The following is a 20412-nucleotide window of genomic DNA, read 5'->3' as shown; positions in this document are numbered from 1 at the left end:
CTATTTATTTAGAGTACCAATTTATTCCTCGGCAGTCTTATTTTCAAAGAAACTAAAAACATTACCTCCATACCGTTTGTCATAGATCTGTCTTTCGTGTTTAGATAAATCTGTATGCTTAGAATGTTCTACAATGAGCACTCCATCCTCTTTTAAAAGCCCTCTTTCGAAAACAAGATCTACAATTTTCACAAACTGCGCTTCCTCGAAATCATAAGGAGGATCTGCAAATATGACATCCGCTTTTAAACTTGTTTTCTCTAAGAACTTATATACATCACTTTTAAAAGTTGAAATATCTAAGTCAAGTGCCTTTGAGGTCTCATTGATGTATTTTATACATCCATAATGTGCATCCACTGCATAAATTGTTTTACTTCCTCTAGAGGCAAATTCATAACTAATATTTCCTGTACCTGAAAATAAATCGATGACCGAAATAGCGTCAAAAAAATAAGTATTGTTTAAAATATTAAACAACGATTCTTTTGCCATATCTGTAGTAGGTCTTACTGGCAGATTTTTGGGGGCAGACAAGCGTCTTGATTTTAATTTTCCCGAGATAATTCTCATGAGCCTAATAGTATAAAGTTAGTGTGTGAAGGGATTTTAAAGGCATCAAAAATAGAATTGTTGCTCTCTAAAAAGTAGATATTTTTTATATATTGATAAGATATTTTATAAATTGGGGCTTCTGCTGTAATTTTGCCCATAAAATATAAAGGGAACTCTTGAACATCTAAGTTTAGCTGTTCTGCTACAAACAGTAAGTAGTAGATAAAATCTTCCTTAGATACATATGAGAAGGTGTTGCAAAATAATAGTTTGTCTTTGGCTAGTATAACGATATCTAAACTAGTTTTAGACACATTTACAAACATTGTTTTCGCATCACTTTTATTTCTTTTTAAGAGTTTTTCAATTAAAACAGTATGGTGGTGTTTGTATTCAAAAGACCCAAAATTTTGAAATAGATAATTATTTATATTCACATAAGGGACATAAACGTTTTTAGAATTTAATTGCTCTAATTCATCAAAAGTTATAAAGTCTGTACCCAGTGTTTTAATAGTAAAGTTCAAATAAGAAGCTAATTTGCTTTTATCAAAAAATTGGTTTGGTACTAAAGTGCCAAGACTATTCTGGTGAACTACAGAAATGCTTATGAAATCATCTTGTAGTAGGGTGTCTGTTTTGAAAATGTTTTCAATTTTTAATAAAAGGTTTTCTGGCGTCGTTTTTGCAGTTTCAAATTCGTGCTCGCAGAAATATACATCTTTCTTAGATGCAATGTCATAGATGGAAAAAGAAAATCCATCCAAATTAAATTGAATGGATAATCTTTTGTCATTTTTATTATTCAAAGAAAAGTTGCTATTCTTTTTTATCACTTTTATCGTATGAAGGTGGCCAGTTTCCTGCAGTAGTCACTTCTTCTAAAGAACCTACAGAAACAAACTCTCCTTTTATTTGATCTGAGTCTAGTTGTTCTATTTCTTGTTTTACAAGAGATTCATTCATTCCTGCTAAGAGCGGTTGCTTAGGTGTTTTTGCCATGAAGGTTGGTACTAGCAATCCTTGTACTTTTTCCACGGTTCCTACTTCAAGACTAAATTCTATTTCCTCTAAACCAGGCACTTTAAACATGTTTTTATAATCTCTGTTTTTAAAGTATTTTAAAACAGTTTCATAACCAATGGTATCGGTCACCTTTACCTCTATTTCATCCGTAATACCACCACCTCTATTGACTGTTTTTACAATTGTATTGGTTACAGTTAGGGCAAGTGAAGAGGAATCAATAAACATAATTAGAAGGTTCTTATCTTTAGTGTAAGAGCCGTTTGCCTCATAATACTTTACCTCGGCATCTCTAATAATTTTTAAATTACGCACCACGTTTGAGTATCTTTGAACTTTATCTTTATTGAAGTTGATAGGTTGCATGATCCCATTGTATATTTTCATTCCTAAGAAGACCGCAAGGAATAATAGGCCTATAGAGGCAATCCATCTCAGCTTTAAAGGTAAATATTTTACTATTACAAAAGCGATAAGCACTGCTACTAAAACTGCAGCTAATATTAATCCTAATAATCCCATTTTTTAATGTTTTTTTTAAAGGTCTGTCGCAAATCTACAATTTTTTTTTAATGATAAAAACTTTTATTTACAAATCGACGTATCTTTGTTTTTTTAAATAATGTATGATAGAAAAACCCTTGGATTTTAAGTTGGAATTGCTAAAGAAATTCCCGCATGAACCTACAACGAAACAAGGCAAGCTTCTTGGGTTGTTGAGTGATTTTGTTTTTAATAAAGACAAGGATGCCTTGTTCCTTTTAAAGGGATATGCAGGAACTGGGAAAACAACTACAATTGGTACTTTTGTAAACTCTTTGGGGGCTGTTGGTAAAAATTATGTTTTATTAGCACCTACAGGAAGGGCGGCAAAAGTAATTGCTTTGTACGCAAAAAGACCGGCTTTTACAATTCATAAAAAAATCTATTTTCCTGAAAAACAGTCGAATGGCTCTGTTGCTTTTGTTTTACAGCCAAATAAGCATGTGAATACAATTTTTATTGTAGACGAGGCTTCGATGATTCCTGACAGCAAACAGAATCAGCAAATGTTTGACGCCACCTCTTTACTCGACGATTTACTGTCATATGTGTATGCAGGTGTCAATTGTAAGTTGATTTTTATTGGTGATACAGCACAATTACCACCCGTAAAATTAGAGGTATCGCCGGCATTAGAAGAAGACACTTTGACGTACGATTACCACAAGACGGTTTCTGGAATTGAATTAGATGAGGTAATGCGACAGCATGAAGATTCAGGGATTTTAGCAAATGCAACGGCATTGCGTTTGTTATTGAAAAATGAGGGTGCTCGGTTTCAGTTTGATATTGATTTCACAGATATCGTGCGTTTAGAGGATGGATATGATATTGAAGATGCCATTGTAACGGCTTATGAGAGTGATGGAGTAGAGGACACTGCTTTTATTGTGCGTTCAAACAAACGTGCAAATGAATACAATCAGCAAATAAGATATAATATAAGGGGACAGGAGAATGAGATTTCTGCGGGAGACTATATTATGATTGTGAAAAATAATTACTTTTGGTTGCCAGAGACGTCAACAGCGGGGTTTATCGCCAATGGAGATATTTGTGAAGTTTTGAAAATTTTTTCAATCAAAGACTTGTACGGGTTTAAGTTTGCCGAAGTGGAAATTAGAATGATAGATTATCCAGAGATGCATCCTTTTGAAACCGTTTTGTTATTAGATACGCTAACTAGCGAAAGTCCTTCTTTAACCTACGAAGAATCCAATAAATTATATCAAGCGGTTAAGGAAGACTATGTGCACGAAAAATCAAAATACAAGCAGTTCATGGCTATTAAAAAGAATGTGTATTTTAACGCACTTCAGGTGAAGTTCTCCTATGCGATGACTTGTCATAAAGCCCAAGGAGGCCAATGGAAAACTGTTTTTATAGAGCAACCTTATTTGCCAGATGGTGTTTCTAAAGCATACTTTAGATGGTTGTATACTGCCATTACAAGGGCACAAGAAAAGTTGTATTTAATAGGTTTTAAAAACGATTTCTTTTTGGATGTTTAAAAACGAACGATTGAAGAGTATCCCTTCTATAGTCGACAGATTTTCTTGTTTTAAAAGTCCGATCATTCCTTCTTATAAATATTTCAAGACATTCGTTTTTACTATTCATTTTTTTTGCGCTATTCAGTATTTATTTTTTAGCGTAATTTCTTGGGTTTAGCGATCTAAGAATCTGGAATAGTATTGCTTACTTAATATGTTGCTTTAAGATTGGTATGAAAAATCATGGACGCCTTTATTGTAGGGTCTTTTTTTAATAATTTTTACTGGGTGTTCTTTCTGGAATATAAACAAATACTAAAATAGTCAAGCTAAAACCTTTTTTGTTGAAAACGAAGAAAAGAAAGTAGTACAGTGTTTTACCTCAAAATATAACTCATTTGTATCCTACCATAAGTATGTCCATTGTCAAATCTTAAGTTTTTAGAAGTATTAGAATTGTAGTTATACGTATAACCAAGGTTAAATTGATTTGCAGTAAATTGAAATCCAATGCCAATATTAAAAATTAAGGGCACTAATTTACGGGTTATTGGACTGTTTGTGTTTAAGAAACTCCCTTGAATTGTAGCGTCATAAAAAGCATAGCGTACGGTAGGCTTTATAAAAAAAAAAGATTCAATGGCTCTGATGTAGGAGGTGTTTTTGTTATTGAGGTTGGTTTGGTATGCAATGGAATTGGCTAAAGGCTGCAGTGATTTTATCCCGATTCTAGTCAGAAATCCAGAAGAAATACTCGTAAAAACAGTCCCGATTTTCCCGGTATTGATCCAAGAAATATCAAAATGATTTGTTTGGTCTTTTGCTAAAAACAGATTAAAGGCTGTATTGATATTGACCGCGAGCGCATTCTTAATTTGATATTTCCAACCTACTGTCTTTTTAAAACCATAGAGGTCATGAATAAGGTTTTGTAATTCTTTAGAAAAAGCATTCGGTCCAAGAACACCTAGTTGCAAACACGTTTTAATAGCGCTGTTGTTTTTATACACTTTGTGGGCTGCAAAACTAGCAAACAAATAACCAGCAAAAGGCCTGTCGTGTTCATTAATATTGCTAACGCTGGCTTTGTGTGGAGTGTACATTTGGTGGCCAACAGACCATTCAAATAGCACCTTCTCGACTTTTTCTTTTCTTTCTTTTGAAAGGTAACTAAAAGATAAAAAGATTCCGTTCGTGTAATATCGATCGTCATACGTTGAGGTATACAAATCATTGTCTGTAATAAATCGGATTTCTTTTGAAAATTTTTTTTGGGAGAAAAAGCCAATGGAATAGAGAAGAAATAGAAAAAGAATATTTTTTTTCATGTCGAACAAATATAAAATATCTTCTTTAAATTCATTGTTTTTTAACTTTATTTAGGAAAAAAAGTAATATTTTTAAGTTTCGAAAAAAACACATGAGTACAAACAACAGATTTACGGCAGAAGACTTTCAAAGCTTAGAGACAAATGAAGCCTTGTTGGAGCTAATTAAAACAAAAAGTGATTTATTTAAAAAAGTAAATAAAACACTTTTATATACGGAGGAGCTGCGTCTTTTGCAAATAGAATTAGTGAAATTACAGCGTTGGATTTCGAGAGAGAACAAGCGTGTTGTGGTTATTTTTGAGGGTAGAGATGCTGCTGGAAAAGGAGGGAATATTCGGAGGTTTACAGAACATTTAAATCCAAGATCTAGTCGCTTGGTAGCTCTTAATAAGCCTACAGATATTGAAAAAGGGCAATGGTATTTTCAGCGATATATAAAGGAGTTGCCAAATCCTGGCGAAATTGTCTTCTTTGACAGAAGCTGGTATAACAGAGCGGTAGTAGAACCTGTAATGGATTTTTGCACGCAGAAACAATACAAAGATTTTTTAGTGCAGGTGCCAGAGTTTGAACATATGATGTATGAAGATGGTGTGATCATTATTAAGTTTTGGCTGTCAATAACAAAGGATGAACAATTAAAAAGATTTGAAGAGCGCAATGAAAACCCTCTGAAACGATGGAAGTTTAGTCCCGTCGATAAAAAAGGACAAACTCTTTGGGACAAGTATACCTTGTATAAAGCTGAAATGTTTTCTAAAACACATACGGCATACAGTCCTTGGATAATGATAAAGACCAATGACAAAGAGGTGGCACGTTTAGAGGCAATTCGACATGTGATTTCTCAATTTGATTATGACGGGAAAGCAGCAGCCAAGACGGTATTAACACCAGATCCAAACGTTGTTATGCGATATTATAGGTCTAATAATAATAGTGATTAGTGTTATGGAGATAAAATTAACAGCGCAAGAATTAAAAAAGCTATCTACAAAAAAAGGACTGTTGGCTCTTTTATCGAAAGCTCCCTTGAGTATTGAGCGGAGTTTAAGATATGTAGATTATCAGAAAAAATTAAAAAAATTACAGGTAGAACTCATTCGATTACAGACTTGGGGTATTGCTAATAATGAACGTATTATTATCGTTTTTCAAGGAAGAGATGCGGCTGGTAAAGGGGGGGCAATTAGAAGGCTGACAGAGCGTATTAATCCGCGGCACATGCGTATTGTTGCATTAACAAAACCGACAAGTGACGAGCAAACACAATGGTACTTTCAACGATATGTAGAGCAGTTCCCAAAAGCAGGCGAAATGGTCTTCTTCGACAGGAGCTGGTATAACCGGGGCGTTGTAGAGCCTGTGAATGGTTTTTGTACACCAGAAGAATATGATGTTTTTATGAATCAAGTAAATGATTTTGAAAACATGATTTTAGAATCTGGCATTCATTTGGTAAAAATTTATATGTCCATTTCAAAGAAAGAACAGGCAAAGCGTTTTGCAGATATAAAAAGCAATCCTTTGAAGCAGTGGAAAATGACAAAACTAGATGAACGGGCGCAGATTTTGTGGGAACAATATACAGAGTATAAAAATGCGATGTTTAAAAAAACCAATACAAAAAGGTCTCCATGGAAAGTGATACAAGCCAACAGAAAAACAGAGGCGAGAATCAACGTTATCAATCATGTATTGAACAGCATTCCCTACGATAAAGACTTAGAAATTTAAGAAAGTAATTTTTTAACCTCAGTAAAAATAACAAAAACTTCAGCAGCAATTTGAACACTGGTTTTTAAATAGGTAGCGTCTTGCTCGGGACTATCATCTGAAACTTTTGGATCTACAAAAGGCAAATGAAATCTAGCCAAGGCGCTTGGAATAAAAGGACAGTTTTCATCAGCATTGTTACAGGTAGTAATTGCGATATAGGGTTTTGTATTTAGTGCGTTATCAAATCTTTTAGAAAAGCCAAGAACGGCGTCTTTACTACCTGGAAAAGAAATTAAATATGTAGGGTTTTTGTGAGAAAAATCAGTCACTTTAAAATCAAATCCAACATCTTGTAAAGTCTTTACAGTATTTCTAAAAAAGGCAGTTACCTCAGTCCCTCCCGAAAAAGCGTGGATATTGAGATTAAAATAATGTGCAGCATAATAGGTCCATACCTGTCCTAACTGACTTCTTCTAGAATTGTGTGTGCATATAAAATTGATATGTGCAACCTTGGTTTTAAGGTATTCGTTCGCAATATTTTGGGAAATTTCAAGAAGCGTTTTTGTTCGAGTTTCTGTTAGTAGTATTTTTTTTGAGGCCGTTTTAAAGAAGTTTTCTGGAGAAGTAGTGGAAGTTTTATACATATGCTTATTTTTGCAGTAAACTTAGTGGCTTTTGTCTAAATTAGAATTAAAATAATGTTAAGAAAGGGTTTAGAAATTGGAAATAAAGTAGCGGTTTTAGACGATGTTCTAAAAGGTGAAGTTACGGCAATTTTAAAAGAGTTGATCACTGTTAAAACAGAGGACGGCATGGTTTTTAATTTCAACGAAAATGAGTTGGTTAAAATAGAAAGCGATCAACATGAACTCAGTAAATTTTCTGACATTAATAACGATCTTTTAAAGGAAAAAATGAGTCAGCCAAAGAAAAAAGAAAGTCTCTTTAAAAAGCAAAATCAAGAGGTGGTCATGGAGGTAGACTTGCATATCAATAAATTAGTCAAGACCGTAAAGGGTTTAGATAATTATGATATGTTGAATTTGCAGATAGATACCGCAAAGAGAAAAGTGGAGTTTGCCATTCATAAAAGAATCTCTAAAATTGTTTTTATACACGGGGTTGGTGAAGGTGTTTTAAAATCTGAACTACAGTCGCTGTTGAATAAATATCCTGTAAAACATTACGATGCTTCCTATAAACAATACGGATTAGGAGCAACAGAGGTGTATGTTTTTCAAAACAAACCGGAATAAGACAGTCTTTCAAAAGTCAAATTAGAAATATTAATTTTTGGTATTGAAGGCATTCATTATACGGTTAAAAAGACCTTTTATTTTTTGACAATTTTTGTGTGCGCTTTCCAAAAATACTGTAATTTTATCTTTGTATATAATGTTATAAAATATTCAATTTTAAGGATTAAAAATCTATTTTTAACTATGAATGCAATTTATTTAGACAATGCAGCAACTACCCAAATGTACCCTGAGGTAATAGAGGTGATGCAAAGATCAATGGCAGAGAACTTTGGAAATCCCTCTTCTACACATCAATTTGGTAGAAAAGCAAAGGCAACCGTGGAAACTGCAAGAAAAAATATAGCGAAGCATTTTAATGTATCTGCTGCAGAAATAATCTTTACTTCTAGCGGTACGGAGGCCGACAACTTAATTTTGCAAAATGCAGTCTTAAATTTAGGGGTCACTAGAATTATTACAACAAAAACAGAACACCATGCCGTTTTACATACGTGTGAATTTTTACAGAAGAGGCATCAAATCGCTTTAGAGTTTGTAGCTGTGGACATTTCTGGAAATATAGACCTGGTGCATTTAGAAACGCTCTTAAAGTCTTCCGAAGAAAAAACTCTGGTAAGTTTGATGATGATCAATAATGAAATTGGAAATCTGTTGCCGATGGAAGTAGTGGCTAATTTATGTCAATCGAATAAGGCTTTGTTTCACTCAGATACCGTGCAAGTTATTGGTCATTATCCACTCGACTTACAAAGTATTAAAGTCGATTTTATTGTCGCAAGTGCGCATAAATTTCATGGTCCAAAAGGAGTGGGTTTCGCTTTTTTTAGAAAAGGGTTTGGTATCATGCCAATGCTGCACGGAGGAGATCAGGAAAAAGGGGCAAGATCAAGTACAGAAAGCGTACATGCAATTGTAGGGATGGAAAAGGCATTAGAAATAGCACAAAATGCTATTGAAAAAGATAAAAAACAGATTTTAGACCTAAAGGTTTATTTTATATCTGAGTTGCAGAAAATTTCAAAGGAAATTTTGTTTAACGGTCTTTCTGGAGACCTAGAGCGCGGTAGCTATACCATTTTAAATGTACGTTTTCCAGTAAAGAATGACATGCTGTTGTTTAGCTTAGACATCGCTGGAATTGCAGTTTCTGGAGGAAGTGCCTGTCAAAGTGGAAGTAATTCAGGGTCGCATGTGTTGTCAGAGATTTTATTTGATGCAGAAGAAGCAAAAACATCCATTCGTTTCTCTTTTTCTAGATTTACTCAAAAAGAAGACATTGATCTTACCGTATTAAAACTAAAAGAATTGTTATAAGCGCTCCGGGAACATTGCTCTAATTCAATTGGTTTTAATAGGATACATTCTTAAAAATCTTCTAAAACATACCTTCAAAAAAAAGCCAAAACTTTAAAGTTTTGGCTTTTTTTTGAAGGTATGTTTATTTCTTTTTTTGTTGCTCTTGCGCCTGCTTCATTGCGCTGTCAATTTTTTGTCGAAACTGGCTCTTTTTCTTTTCGGGTTTCTTTTTATTTTCTTCTATTTGCGCATGTATTTTATCTTCATCGATTACATAGTTTTTAATAACTAACATAATTACAATGGTTAACAGATTCGAAATAAAATAGTACAAACTTAAACTACTCGCATAGTTGTTAAAGAAGAACAACATCATAATTGGAGAGAAGTAAATCATGTATTTCATCATTTTCCCCATGTCTGGCATTCCTTCCTGCGCAGGTGCTTGCATATTCGCTTGTTGACTTTGATTCATCTTCATGTAAAAGAAAATAGCAATAGAAGCCAAAATTGGAAATAAACTTACGTGATCTCCATAAAAAGGGATTGTAAAGGGCAATTGAAAGATAGTATCGTAAGAGGATAAATCAGGAGCCCACAAAAAACTTTCCTGTCTTAACGCTAAGTTTGTTGGGAAAAACTTAAACAACGCAAAGAAAACAGGCATTTGCAGCAGTGCAGGAATACACCCCGACATCATGCTTACTCCGGCTTTTCGCTGAATGGCCATGGTTTCTTGCTGACGTTTCATTGCATTTTCTTTTCCAGGATACTTCTCATTTAAGGCCGTTAATTCAGGTCTAATGACTTTCATTTTTGCACTTGATAAGTAGGACTTATATACTAAAGGAGACATGATTAGGCGTACAATTATAGTCATTAAGATTATAATCAATCCGTAGTTAGACAAAACTCCTTTTAGCAAGTTAAATACAGGATAAAATACAGTTCTGTTTAAAAAACCAAAAATTCCCCAACCTAAATCTGCTGTTTGATCTAAATCTGTTCCGTCATAGGATTCCAGTAAGTTATAATCACTGGGGCCATAGAACCATTTCATATTGTAATTTAGCTCGCCATTGGACAAAGCTAAAGGTGTTTTTAATTCATAGCGCTTTGTGAAAACAGTGTCTAATTCTTCATTTAAAACTAAATCTGTAGAGGTTACTGTAGCATTATTGAATGGAGTGTCTGTTAACAAAGCCGAGGTGAAAAAATGTTGCTTGTAGAAAACCCAATCCACATCATTTGCTACTTCGGTATTTCCGGGTCTTAAGTATTCGACTTCGTTCTCTGTTTTATAGTAGTACCAAGAATACATTTTATTCTCTGTCTTCATGCTTTTCTCGTTTCTATATGCATTTAAAGACCAATCTAAGTTCATAGGAGTTGAAGCGTTAATTACATTGCTTAAACCTTGAGATCGAATTGAGAAATTTACCATATATTCTTTGGGTTTCATCTCATATCGGTATTCTAGAAACTTGGTATCAGATACATTTAATTTTAGGGATACTACTTGATTTTCTCCATTTTGGGTAATGGTTGGCTGGAAAAATAAATCCTTGGTATTTAAAATCCGGTTATCAGTGGTTCCAAAATTAAGATTAAAAGAGCCATTGTTATCCTTTATCATATATAAAGGCAACGAATCATACGTTTTATAATTTTTGATTAGAACTTCTTTAATTTGTCCTCCTTTGTTATCAATAGTTAATTTTATAAGTTCATTTTCTAAAATAGAAATTCCTTCACTCGCAGTGATTGCACTTTGAGCAAAAGCTCCGAGTCTATTTGTAAGAGCTACCTGTTTTATAGAATCATTTTCTATTGTAGAGCTGTTTGATATACTCTTTCCTGTAGGATCTCCTGTTTGCGCAATAATCTCTGTAGTTGTTGCGATTGGAGTTTCTTTTATTTCTGTTTCTCGAGTGCTCATCCACCAAAAGATGATACCTCCTAATAAAATCATTCCGATAAAAGAATTGATGTCGAATTTTTTTTGTTCCATTGTAATTTTTTAATGTGTCAATTTGCAAATTTTTGATTCCTTGTGAGAATTTCAAGGCTACAAATGTAACAAAACTGTACCTATTTTACTTATTTTTACTTTTGTTATTAGCATGATTCTTATATACTAGCGTATTCTTTGGGCAATGTGTATACAAGATTTTAGTTTTTAGATTGCTTTAAAGCAGCCTTTATAAAATCAACAAATAAAGGGTGTGGCTTTAAAACTGTGCTTTTGTATTCGGGATGGTATTGTACACCAACAAACCAAGGGTGAGAAGTGATTTCTACAACTTCTACGAGTCCAGTTTTTGGGTTTGTACCTGTCGCTTTCATTCCTGCTGCTTCAATTTGGTCTAGATAATTATTATTAAACTCATAACGGTGTCTATGGCGTTCGCTGATAAATTCAGATTGATACGCATTGTATATTTTAGAATCTTTTTTCAACTCACAATCCCAAGCACCCAGGCGCATGGTTCCCCCTTTTTCTGTGATTCCTTTTTGGCTTTCCATTAAATTTATCACAGGATGTTTTGTGTTCTTGTTCATTTCTGTTGAGCTCGCATTTTCTAGTTTTAAAATAGTTCTAGAAAACTCTATAACAGCCATTTGCATCCCAAGACAGATTCCGAAGAACGGAATGTTCTGTTCTCTTGCATATCTTACCGCTCTTATTTTTCCTTCAATTCCGCGATCTCCAAAACCAGGAGCCACTAAAATTCCGTTGACACCTGCTAGTTTTTTTTCAGCATTTTTTGGCGTCAACTCTTCGGAGTGCACCCAGCGTACTTTTACTTTCGTTTCGTTTGAGGATCCCGCATGAATAAATGCTTCGGTAATCGATTTGTAAGCGTCGTGTAATTCTACATATTTACCAATTAAGGCTATTTCTACTTCAGATTTTGGATTTTTATGCTTTTTTAAAAATTCATTCCAAACTTTCAGTTCTGGTTCTCCTTTTGATGACAGTTTTAGCTTGTTCAAAACAACGGTATCTAAACCTTGTGCCAACATAAGATTTGGTACGTCGTAAATAGTTTCAGCATCTATGGATTGGATCACATCCTCTTGTTTTACATTGCAAAATAAAGCAAGCTTTCGTTTGATATCGTCAGAAATTTCGTGCTCCGTTCTACACACTAAAATGTCTGGACTAACACCACTTTGCATCAACATTTTTACCGAGTGTTGTGTTGGTTTTGTTTTTAATTCTCCTGCAGCAGCTAAATAAGGTACAAGTGTCAAGTGAATTACAATGGCATTTTCAGAGCCTTTTTCCCATAGTAATTGACGCACAGATTCTACATACGGCAACGATTCGATATCGCCAACAGTTCCACCAATCTCTGTAATTACAATATCATACTCACCAGTTTCGCCCAAAAGCTGCACTCTTCGTTTGATTTCGTCTGTAATGTGCGGAATTACTTGTACTGTTTTTCCTAAAAACTCTCCTTTGCGCTCTTTGTTGATCACAGATTGGTAAATTCTACCCGTGGTCACATTGTTCGCCTGCGAAGTAGGGATGTTTAAAAAACGCTCGTAATGACCCAAATCTAAATCGGTTTCTGCACCATCATCCGTTACATAACATTCACCATGTTCGTATGGATTTAAAGTTCCTGGATCTATATTAATGTAGGGATCTAATTTTTGAATCGTTACAGAAAAACCTCTTTCCTGTAATAGTTTTGCTAAAGATGCTGCAATAATTCCTTTGCCAAGGGATGAAGTTACGCCTCCTGTAACAAAAACGTATTTAGTGTTGCTCATGGTGTTGTTAGGTTTGGGCAAAAGTACTAACTCTAATATTTATCACAAGTAAAAAAGGTAAAAACATTTGTATTTTGTCTTTTTTTATAAAATTTAGTAAAAGTACGCGCTAGGATAAAGGACAATGATTTTTTTTAAATTCAAATTAGGCAAATGGATATTAGTGAATTTTGATCCTTCTACAAATACTTTTTTTACATTTACAATAATTGAATTCAGGAGGTAAAGAATTGCATTATTTAGTAAATTTACTTTTTGTTAAACTATTTAAAAAGGTACATACTTCGTTATTTATTAGACTGGAAATACAGTAAAATTGGGGTTTTTTATGAATGTTTTTAGAGCCAAAAAGAGCAGAAATAAGGAAAGTATTTTTTTTTATTTTTTTTTCAAATAGTGTTTGCCAAAAATAAAAACAATTGTATATTTGCCCACGCTTAAAAGAAGTATTGTTCTTTAAGCAATAAATAGTAATTAAAAAGACATTTTTAAAAATACACATAATGCCAAAAAGAACGTACCAACCATCAAAGAGAAAGAGAAGAAACAAACACGGTTTCAGAGAAAGAATGGCATCCGCTAACGGGAGAAAAGTATTAGCAAGAAGAAGAGCTAAAGGAAGAAAGAAAGTATCTGTGTCTTCAGAATTTAGACCAAAGAAATAATATAATGATTAACAATTGTTAATGATTAAGGTGTTACTATTTTTAGTAACACCTTTTTTTGTATCCAAGCGCTAATTATTTTTACAAACGAATAAAATACAATTACCTACCATGCCAAAAAGAAAAGATCTTAATTCTGTGCTAATTATTGGGTCTGGTCCTATAGTTATAGGTCAAGCGTGCGAGTTTGATTATGCAGGTTCACAATCTTTACGTTCTTTGAGAGAAGACGGGATTGAAACCATTTTAATCAATTCCAATCCTGCAACTATTATGACAGATCCGTCGATGGCGGATCATATTTATCTACTGCCTTTAACAACAAAATCAATTATTCAAATTTTAAAAGAACATCCTCAAATTGATGCTGTATTGCCAACAATGGGAGGTCAAACGGCCTTAAATCTTTGTATTGAGGCAGATGTCAAAGGAATTTGGAAAGATTTTGATGTAACGCTTATTGGGGTAGATATTGCTGCGATTAACGTAACGGAAGATCGGGAGCAGTTTCGGGAGTTAATGTTGAAAATTGGGGTTCCAATGGCACCGCAAGCAACGGCGACTTCTTTCTTAAAAGGAAAAGAGATTGCGCAAGAGTTTGGTTTTCCTTTAGTGATACGCTCTTCTTATACTCTAGGTGGAGCAGGAGCTTCTATTGTTTATAAAGCAGAAGATTTTGATAACTTATTAAGTTATGGTTTAGAGGCATCACCAATTCATGAGGTGATGATTGACAAAGCTATGATGGGGTGGAAAGAATATGAGTTAGAATTATTGCGTGATAAAAATGACAATGTAGTAATTATTTGTTCCATTGAAAATATGGACCCTATGGGAATTCATACTGGCGATTCTATCACAGTAGCGCCAGCAATGACACTTTCTGATAAAACATATCAGAAAATGCGAGACATGGCGATTCACATGATGCGCTCTATTGGCGACTTTGAAGGAGGGTGTAATGTACAGTTTGCAGTTTCACCAGATGAGAAGGAAGATATTATTGCGATTGAAATCAATCCAAGAGTTTCTCGTTCATCAGCATTGGCGTCAAAAGCAACGGGATATCCAATAGCGAAAGTAGCTACAAAACTGGCAATTGGGTACTCTTTGGATGAGTTAGACAACGTAATCACGAAATCTACTTCTGCTTTATTTGAGCCGACTTTAGATTATGTAATTGTAAAGATACCACGGTGGAATTTTGATAAATTTGAAGGTTCAGACAGAACTTTAGGATTGCAAATGAAGTCCGTTGGTGAGGTGATGGGAATTGGTCGTTGTTTCCAAGAAGCATTGCACAAAGCAACGCAATCTCTAGAAATAAAGAGAAACGGATTGGGTGCAGACGGGAAAGGATATACGGATTACCATCAAATTATAGAAAAATTAACCAATGCAAGTTGGGATCGTGTGTTTGCAATTTACGATGCGGTTGCCATCGGAATTCCGCTAAGTCAAATTCATGATATTACAAGAATTGACATGTGGTATTTAAAGCAATATGAAGAATTATTTCAACTTCAAAAAGAAATTGCTACTTACACAATAGAGACTATTCAAAGAGACTTACTGCTAGAGGCCAAACAAAAAGGGTATGGAGATAGACAAATAGCACATATGTTGCGTTGTCTGGAAAGTGCGGTTTTTGCGAAGAGAGAAGAGCTAAAAGTACAGCGCGTATTTAAGTTAGTAGATACTTGTGCCGCAGAATTTAAAGCAAAAACACCTTATTATTATTCAACTTTTGAAAACGAGATTGAAAGTGCAACGGGAGAAATTATTATTGCAAATGAGAGTATTGTAACAGATAAGAAGAAAATTATAGTTTTAGGTTCTGGCCCAAACAGAATTGGACAAGGAATTGAGTTTGATTATTGTTGTGTGCACGGCGTTTTAGCAGCAGCAGAGTGTGGTTACGAAACCATTATGATTAATTGCAATCCTGAAACAGTTTCTACCGATTTTGATACCGCAGACAAATTATATTTTGAACCCGTTTTTTGGGAACATATATATGACATTATTCGGCATGAGAAACCCGAAGGTGTTATCGTACAATTAGGCGGTCAAACAGCACTTAAATTAGCAGAAAAATTAACTAAATATGGCGTTAAAATTATAGGGACTTCTTTTGAAGCTCTTGATTTAGCAGAAGATAGAGGAAATTTCTCTACCTTATTAAAAGACAATAATATTCCATATCCAGAGTTTGGAATTGCAGAATCTGCAGACGAAGCTTTGGTTTTAGCAGACGAATTAGACTTTCCAATTTTAGTTAGACCTTCTTATGTTTTAGGTGGACAAGGAATGAAAATTGTTATCAACAAGGAAGAATTAGTTGTCCATGTGGTAGATTTATTAGGAAGAATGCCAGGAAACAAACTATTGTTAGATCATTACTTAGATGGTGCAATAGAAGCGGAGGCAGACGCAATTTGTGATGCCGATGGGAATGTATATATTATAGGAATTATGGAGCATATCGAGCCTTGTGGTATTCATTCTGGAGATTCTAATGCGATGTTGCCAGTTTTCAATCTTGGTGATTTGGTCATGCAGCAAATTAAAGATCATACGCACACCATTGCTAGAGAGTTAAAAACAGTTGGACTGATAAATGTTCAGTTTGCAGTTAAAGACGAACTTGTCTATATTATTGAAGCAAACCCAAGAGCCTCTAGAACGGTTCCTTTTATCGCCAAGGCGTACAAAGAACCGTACGTGAATTACGCTACAAAAGTAATGTTAGGCCATAATAAGGTAACAGATTTTAATTTCAACCCGCAGTTAGACGGGTATGCTATTAAGCAACCTGTATTTTCTTTTAACAAATTCCCGAATGTAGATAAAAAATTGGGGCCTGAGATGAAGTCTACGGGGGAAAGTATTTTATTTATCGACAGTTTGAAAGACGACGCTTTTTATGACTTGTATGCAAGACGTAAAATGTATTTGAATAAGTAATAATTTACAGATTGGTTCAAAAAAAACTTCCAATTCTCTAATGAGATTTGGAAGTTTTTTTTGAAGTTGAATTTGCTTATTTATTTTGTCTATTAAATTTAACATTACTTTAAACAAAATTAATGTTCAAGTAACAATTTAAAAAATATCTTTGAATTCAATTAATAACTAAACTATATATTATGAAGACTAAGAATTTATATTTAGCGGCTGTAGCCATCGGATTTTTTGCAATGACATCATGTAAATCTACAAAAACTGAAGAGGCAAAAGATGAAACAGTAGCAGTAGTTACAGTAGTACAAGGACCTAATATTGTTGGAGTAGCGGCAGGAAACGAGAATTTTTCGACTTTAGTAGCGGCAGTGAAAGCGGCAGATTTAGTTGAAACCTTAAGTAGTGAAGGGCCTTTCACGGTATTTGCTCCTACGAATGCTGCTTTCGCAAAATTACCTGAAGGAACAGTAGCTAGTCTACTAGAGCCTGCAAACAAAGGAACTTTAACAGGGATACTAACACATCACGTGGTTGCAGGAAAGTTTGATGCAGCAGCTGTTATCGCAGCGATTAAGGCAAATGAAGGAGCTTTTAAGGTAACAACAGTTCAAGGAGGAACACTAGTAGCTTCTTTAGATGGTGCAAATGTTATTTTAACGGATGAAAATGGAAACGTTGCAACTGTAGTGATTGCAGATGTAGCAGCTTCAAATGGTGTGATACATGCAATTGATAGTGTTGTAATGCCTAAATAAGGTATCGTATTTTAAAATTTTAAAAAAGTCTTCAAGAAATTGAAGACTTTTTTTTGTTTACAGCACAATCAATAGTAAATGTAAGAAGCAGCAATCGAGTTATTTACTTAGGAAATTCAATTTTAGCGTTACTCTTAGCCAAAAGTGGCAAGTAGTCTTCGGTTTTGAATGCTTCGCTGCTAAAACGAGAAGTTCTGTGGCTCCCTTCTTTTTGTCGTGTAATTGATCTTGCATAGCGCCTAATCTCATCTTTGTTCGTTAAAATTATTCCAGGTATCGGAGTGCTTTTTCCATGATCATCTTTTGCCACCATGGTGAAATAAGAAGAATTGCAGTGTTTGGTTTCTCCGGTTCTAATATTTTCAGATTCTACACGCAATCCAACAACCATAGAGGTACGACCCGTATAGTTTATTGAAGCCTTTAAGGTTAATAATTCTCCTACATCAATGGGATTTAAAAAGTCTACCTTGTTAACGGAAGCCGTGACACAATAATTGCTAGAGTGTTTAGATGCGCAGGCAAAAGCAATTTGATCCATTAGATTTAAAATATGACCACCATGTATTTTTCCTCTAAAATTAGAATGAGAGGGCAGCATCAACTCTGTAATTGTTAATTGTGATGCTTCGATACTTTTGAATTTTTTAATCATTTATGTGTTTTTGCAGTGATACTGACGTTAGAGCACTTCTTTTTTGTACAAGAAGTTGGCAGACTCATTTTAGGATTGTTAAGAACTGAGTGCCTTTTATGCATCGCATTCTTTGTTACTCAAAAATACGAATCTATTTTTCATAAAAGATAAAATTCCATTTCCTTCTCAGGAAATTTTTAGACGAGGTAAAATTCGGAAATTGTTTCTTTAATCGAGTTCTTTTTTTTTGATAAAATAGTCAATACATTGCTTTTTAAAAGTTTGTAGGTTAGACATGATGTTTTTATCCCTTACAAGTGATGTTCTTTTTCTCTTTAAGTCTATATAGTTCTCGTATAAAATTATAGTTTAAAAACTACTTTTTATTTAATTATTTATATTTTCTTTTAGTACAAATACGCAGAAAAATATGGTAAAAATCGATTGGAATTATAATTTAAATCCAATTGCAACTGCAATTCGTGCACTAAATGCAAGCAGAGCACTAAGGATTGTAGATATTGTAAATTGGACTTGTAGTAGTGTTCACAATTTGGCACGTAAAAATGTTGCTAGCGAAGAATTTAACAGTGGATTGGCTTCAAATACTATATCAGATCTATTTTATTACACAATTTTTGTAATCGGTTCAGGCCATTATGTTCGCATTTCCATTATATAAACATGTACGGAACGATTACCTTAGTAGTTGAGGGATCCCTAAGTATTTACTCTTTCGAGATATTGGGAACGATTGACATATCCAAATTCATCTGAAACGATACTTTCGATCGCCTTTGAAATTCGAGATGTGGAAAAACATAATATTTAAGTTTACAATTTTTTAGGTAAACAATTGTGAGCAAAGCGAATGTCTAAAGAAGATACTTCTTTAATCGCCTCAGAACTAAACAATAGAATTAATGTGGCTAGAATTACCTCTTTTGAACGGTGAAAATGCTATTACAAGGCGTTCTATTAAATTCTACTTTAAACAGACAAACAACTATTGTTTCGCTTTAAAGAGAGGAAAGAGATGAAAACTATATTTTTAAAATAGGTCAGAAGGCCACACAGATACGTTTTAGAATATCAAAAGCTGATTGTATTTTTTTGCAATCGGTTTTTTTTATTCGCATTTTAGAGTAAATTTGTAAGCTTTAAAAAAAAACAAAATGAATTATGTGTTATTCGATAGTGATGTAAGAACAGCACTATTACCCTTTACCCATACTAGACCTGTTGGAGATATTAGAATCGGTATTCTAACTATTAGAGAAAAATGGGAAAAATATTTAGGTTTGACAACAACAACAATTACTGCAGCACATTTAGAGGAAAAGTATCCAATGGTAGAAATGGAAGAAAACATTCTTATCAATGCTTCTTTTTGTCCCACAGCAGCTTTGGTTGATATGGTGAAAAAGCTCGCTAAGAATGAAGCCATTTTTAAAGGAGAGGATGTCATTGCTTTTTATACTACAGACCAACAAGAAGAAGTGAATTTTGACAGCTACACGCAATTTGAGTTTGAAGAAGAGTTGATTCAAATAAAAAATACGTGGGATATTTTTTCAAATAATGGAAAAGCAATTCAGCAAGATTATGAGTTGGTTACTGAAGATAGAACTTCAGAACCGATACCAGCGGGAGTGCAAGTTTTGAATAAAGAAAATATTTTTATAGAAGTTGGCGCAGAAATATTGTTCGCAACCTTAAACGCTTCTGAAGGACCAATTTATATTGGTAAAAATGCACAAATTATGGAAGGGGCGAGCATTCGCGGCCCTTTTGCAATGGGGGAAAATTCTGTCCTGAAAATGGGTGCAAAAATTTACAAAGACACAACACTTGGACCGTATTGTAAAATTGGAGGTGAGGTAAGCAATGCTGTTATTTTTGGATATTCCAGCAAAGGACATGATGGATATCTAGGTAATTCGGTGATTGGCGAATGGTGCAATATTGGCGCTGGGACAAGTACTTCGAATTTAAAAAACAACTATGCTGAGGTAAAGTTATGGGATTACGAAACTGGACGCTTTGCAAAAACAGGATTACAGTTTTGTGGTTTAATGATGGGAGACCACTCTAAGTGCGCTATTAATACGATGTTCAATACAGGAACTGTAATAGGAGTAAGTGCTAATATTTTTGGGAGTGGCTTCCCTAGAAATTTTGTTCCTTCTTATAGTTGGGGCGGTGCTGCTGGTTTTGTAACCTTTCAGATGGTCAAAGTATACGAGGTAGTGATTGCTGTAATGCAGCGAAAAAGCCTGACTTTTGAAGAAATAGATCAAAAAATATTGGATGCTGTTTTCGAAGAAACAAAGCAATACCGGACTTATTAATCTTCTAAATTTAGAAGTACATCGAA

18 protein-coding genes are annotated in these 20412 nt (G+C 34.2%); 10 read left to right on the top strand and 8 right to left on the bottom strand.

What is annotated here, in order from left to right:
* Positions 1–21 precede the first annotated feature (21 nt).
* From PI23P_RS12100 to PI23P_RS12090, 3 genes are read right to left on the bottom strand one after another with little or no spacing between them, the layout of a single operon-like run.
* The gene (locus PI23P_RS12100) at positions 22–573 is read right to left on the bottom strand and encodes an RsmD family RNA methyltransferase (protein ID WP_004571168.1); all 552 of its coding nucleotides are present in this window, start codon (positions 571–573) and stop codon (positions 22–24) included.
* A complete protein-coding gene (locus PI23P_RS12095; protein ID WP_238300035.1) occupies positions 570–1364 on the bottom strand; it encodes a DUF3822 family protein in 795 nt (264 codons plus the stop codon). Before PI23P_RS12095 ends, PI23P_RS12100 begins: the two co-directional genes overlap by 4 nt.
* Positions 1365–1374: 10 nt before the next feature.
* The gene (locus PI23P_RS12090; RefSeq protein ID WP_004571166.1) at positions 1375–2103 is read right to left on the bottom strand and encodes a hypothetical protein; all 729 of its coding nucleotides are present in this window, start codon (positions 2101–2103) and stop codon (positions 1375–1377) included.
* 104 nt (positions 2104–2207) lie between these two features.
* On the opposite strand from PI23P_RS12090, the gene PI23P_RS12085 reads away from it, so the two are divergent.
* Positions 2208–3635, top strand: a complete 1428-nt coding sequence (locus PI23P_RS12085) for an ATP-dependent DNA helicase (RefSeq protein ID WP_004571165.1) — start codon at positions 2208–2210, stop codon at positions 3633–3635.
* Between the two features lie 359 nt (positions 3636–3994).
* Here the strand turns inward: PI23P_RS12085 and PI23P_RS12080 are convergent, their stop codons facing one another.
* A complete protein-coding gene (locus PI23P_RS12080; protein ID WP_004571164.1) occupies positions 3995–4945 on the bottom strand; it encodes a lipid A deacylase LpxR family protein in 951 nt (316 codons plus the stop codon).
* A gap of 92 nt (positions 4946–5037) precedes the next feature.
* Between PI23P_RS12080 and ppk2 (PI23P_RS12075) the strand changes: the two genes are divergently transcribed.
* Together ppk2 (PI23P_RS12075) and ppk2 (PI23P_RS12070) are read left to right on the top strand one after the other, a co-directional pair.
* A complete protein-coding gene (ppk2, locus tag PI23P_RS12075; RefSeq protein WP_004571163.1) occupies positions 5038–5895 on the top strand; it encodes a polyphosphate kinase 2 in 858 nt (285 codons plus the stop codon).
* 4 nt (positions 5896–5899) lie between these two features.
* On the top strand, positions 5900–6685 hold the full coding sequence (gene ppk2 / locus PI23P_RS12070; RefSeq protein ID WP_004571162.1) for a polyphosphate kinase 2: 786 nt from the start codon (positions 5900–5902) through the stop codon (positions 6683–6685).
* Here the strand turns inward: ppk2 (PI23P_RS12070) and PI23P_RS12065 are convergent.
* The gene (locus PI23P_RS12065; protein ID WP_004571161.1) at positions 6682–7314 is read right to left on the bottom strand and encodes a low molecular weight phosphatase family protein; all 633 of its coding nucleotides are present in this window, start codon (positions 7312–7314) and stop codon (positions 6682–6684) included. The genes ppk2 (PI23P_RS12070) and PI23P_RS12065 overlap by 4 nt on opposite strands.
* A gap of 54 nt (positions 7315–7368) precedes the next feature.
* Here PI23P_RS12065 and PI23P_RS12060 point away from each other — a divergent pair, with 54 nt between their 5' ends.
* Positions 7369–7926 (top strand): DUF8465 domain-containing protein, encoded by a 558-nt coding sequence (locus PI23P_RS12060; RefSeq protein ID WP_004571160.1) that lies wholly within the window; start codon positions 7369–7371, stop codon positions 7924–7926.
* 186 nt (positions 7927–8112) lie between these two features.
* Positions 8113–9246: a cysteine desulfurase family protein gene (locus PI23P_RS12055; protein WP_004571159.1), complete on the top strand. Its 1134-nt coding sequence runs from the start codon at positions 8113–8115 to the stop codon at positions 9244–9246.
* A 124-nt stretch (positions 9247–9370) separates the two neighbouring features.
* Here PI23P_RS12055 and yidC read toward each other — a convergent pair whose 3' ends face one another.
* Together yidC and pyrG are read right to left on the bottom strand one after the other, a co-directional pair.
* On the bottom strand, positions 9371–11239 hold the full coding sequence (yidC, locus tag PI23P_RS12050) for a membrane protein insertase YidC (RefSeq protein WP_004571158.1): 1869 nt from the start codon (positions 11237–11239) through the stop codon (positions 9371–9373).
* 161 nt (positions 11240–11400) lie between these two features.
* Positions 11401–13014, bottom strand: coding sequence for a CTP synthase (pyrG, locus tag PI23P_RS12045; RefSeq protein WP_004571157.1), 1614 nt, complete (start codon positions 13012–13014; stop codon positions 11401–11403).
* Between the two features lie 503 nt (positions 13015–13517).
* Here pyrG and rpmH point away from each other — a divergent pair.
* From rpmH to PI23P_RS12025, 3 genes are all read left to right on the top strand, one after another.
* Positions 13518–13679 (top strand): 50S ribosomal protein L34, encoded by a 162-nt coding sequence (gene rpmH, locus PI23P_RS12035; RefSeq protein WP_004571155.1) that lies wholly within the window; start codon positions 13518–13520, stop codon positions 13677–13679.
* Positions 13680–13790: 111 nt separating this feature from the next.
* Positions 13791–16646 carry a carbamoyl-phosphate synthase large subunit gene (gene carB, locus PI23P_RS12030; RefSeq protein ID WP_004571154.1) on the top strand — a complete coding sequence of 952 codons (2856 nt, stop codon included), beginning with the start codon at positions 13791–13793 and terminating at the stop codon, positions 16644–16646.
* Between the two features lie 182 nt (positions 16647–16828).
* Positions 16829–17398, top strand: coding sequence for a fasciclin domain-containing protein (locus PI23P_RS12025; RefSeq protein WP_004571153.1), 570 nt, complete (start codon positions 16829–16831; stop codon positions 17396–17398).
* 103 nt (positions 17399–17501) lie between these two features.
* Here the strand turns inward: PI23P_RS12025 and PI23P_RS12020 are convergent, their stop codons facing one another.
* Positions 17502–18053, bottom strand: coding sequence for an acyl-CoA thioesterase (locus PI23P_RS12020; RefSeq protein ID WP_004571152.1), 552 nt, complete (start codon positions 18051–18053; stop codon positions 17502–17504).
* 412 nt (positions 18054–18465) lie between these two features.
* Between PI23P_RS12020 and PI23P_RS12015 the strand changes: the two genes are divergently transcribed.
* Together PI23P_RS12015 and PI23P_RS12010 are read left to right on the top strand one after the other, a co-directional pair.
* On the top strand, positions 18466–18717 hold the full coding sequence (locus tag PI23P_RS12015; protein ID WP_004571151.1) for a hypothetical protein: 252 nt from the start codon (positions 18466–18468) through the stop codon (positions 18715–18717).
* Positions 18718–19210: 493 nt separating this feature from the next.
* The gene (locus PI23P_RS12010; protein WP_004571149.1) at positions 19211–20386 is read left to right on the top strand and encodes a GlmU family protein; all 1176 of its coding nucleotides are present in this window, start codon (positions 19211–19213) and stop codon (positions 20384–20386) included.
* Positions 20387–20412: the final 26 nt, after the last annotated feature.

The sequence above is a fragment of the Polaribacter irgensii 23-P genome (assembly GCF_000153225.1).
Classification (GTDB): Bacteria; Bacteroidota; Bacteroidia; order Flavobacteriales; family Flavobacteriaceae; genus Polaribacter; species Polaribacter irgensii.
Note: the sequence above shows the minus strand (reverse complement) of the source record. Positions and strands in the feature narration are given on the sequence as shown.

Coding starts and splice junctions, on each gene's coding strand:
- PI23P_RS12100 (WP_004571168.1), bottom strand. CDS start 573: ATGAGAATTATCTCGGGAAAATTAAAATCAAGACGCTTGTCTGCCCCC.
- PI23P_RS12090 (WP_004571166.1), bottom strand. CDS start 2,103: ATGGGATTATTAGGATTAATATTAGCTGCAGTTTTAGTAGCAGTGCTT.
- PI23P_RS12085 (WP_004571165.1), top strand. CDS start 2,208: ATGATAGAAAAACCCTTGGATTTTAAGTTGGAATTGCTAAAGAAATTC.
- PI23P_RS12080 (WP_004571164.1), bottom strand. CDS start 4,945: ATGAAAAAAAATATTCTTTTTCTATTTCTTCTCTATTCCATTGGCTTT.
- ppk2 (WP_004571163.1), top strand. CDS start 5,038: ATGAGTACAAACAACAGATTTACGGCAGAAGACTTTCAAAGCTTAGAG.
- ppk2 (WP_004571162.1), top strand. CDS start 5,900: ATGGAGATAAAATTAACAGCGCAAGAATTAAAAAAGCTATCTACAAAA.
- PI23P_RS12065 (WP_004571161.1), bottom strand. CDS start 7,314: ATGTATAAAACTTCCACTACTTCTCCAGAAAACTTCTTTAAAACGGCC.
- PI23P_RS12060 (WP_004571160.1), top strand. CDS start 7,369: ATGTTAAGAAAGGGTTTAGAAATTGGAAATAAAGTAGCGGTTTTAGAC.
- PI23P_RS12055 (WP_004571159.1), top strand. CDS start 8,113: ATGAATGCAATTTATTTAGACAATGCAGCAACTACCCAAATGTACCCT.
- yidC (WP_004571158.1), bottom strand. CDS start 11,239: ATGGAACAAAAAAAATTCGACATCAATTCTTTTATCGGAATGATTTTA.
- pyrG (WP_004571157.1), bottom strand. CDS start 13,014: ATGAGCAACACTAAATACGTTTTTGTTACAGGAGGCGTAACTTCATCC.
- rpmH (WP_004571155.1), top strand. CDS start 13,518: ATGCCAAAAAGAACGTACCAACCATCAAAGAGAAAGAGAAGAAACAAA.
- carB (WP_004571154.1), top strand. CDS start 13,791: ATGCCAAAAAGAAAAGATCTTAATTCTGTGCTAATTATTGGGTCTGGT.
- PI23P_RS12025 (WP_004571153.1), top strand. CDS start 16,829: ATGAAGACTAAGAATTTATATTTAGCGGCTGTAGCCATCGGATTTTTT.
- PI23P_RS12020 (WP_004571152.1), bottom strand. CDS start 18,053: ATGATTAAAAAATTCAAAAGTATCGAAGCATCACAATTAACAATTACA.
- PI23P_RS12015 (WP_004571151.1), top strand. CDS start 18,466: ATGGTAAAAATCGATTGGAATTATAATTTAAATCCAATTGCAACTGCA.
- PI23P_RS12010 (WP_004571149.1), top strand. CDS start 19,211: ATGAATTATGTGTTATTCGATAGTGATGTAAGAACAGCACTATTACCC.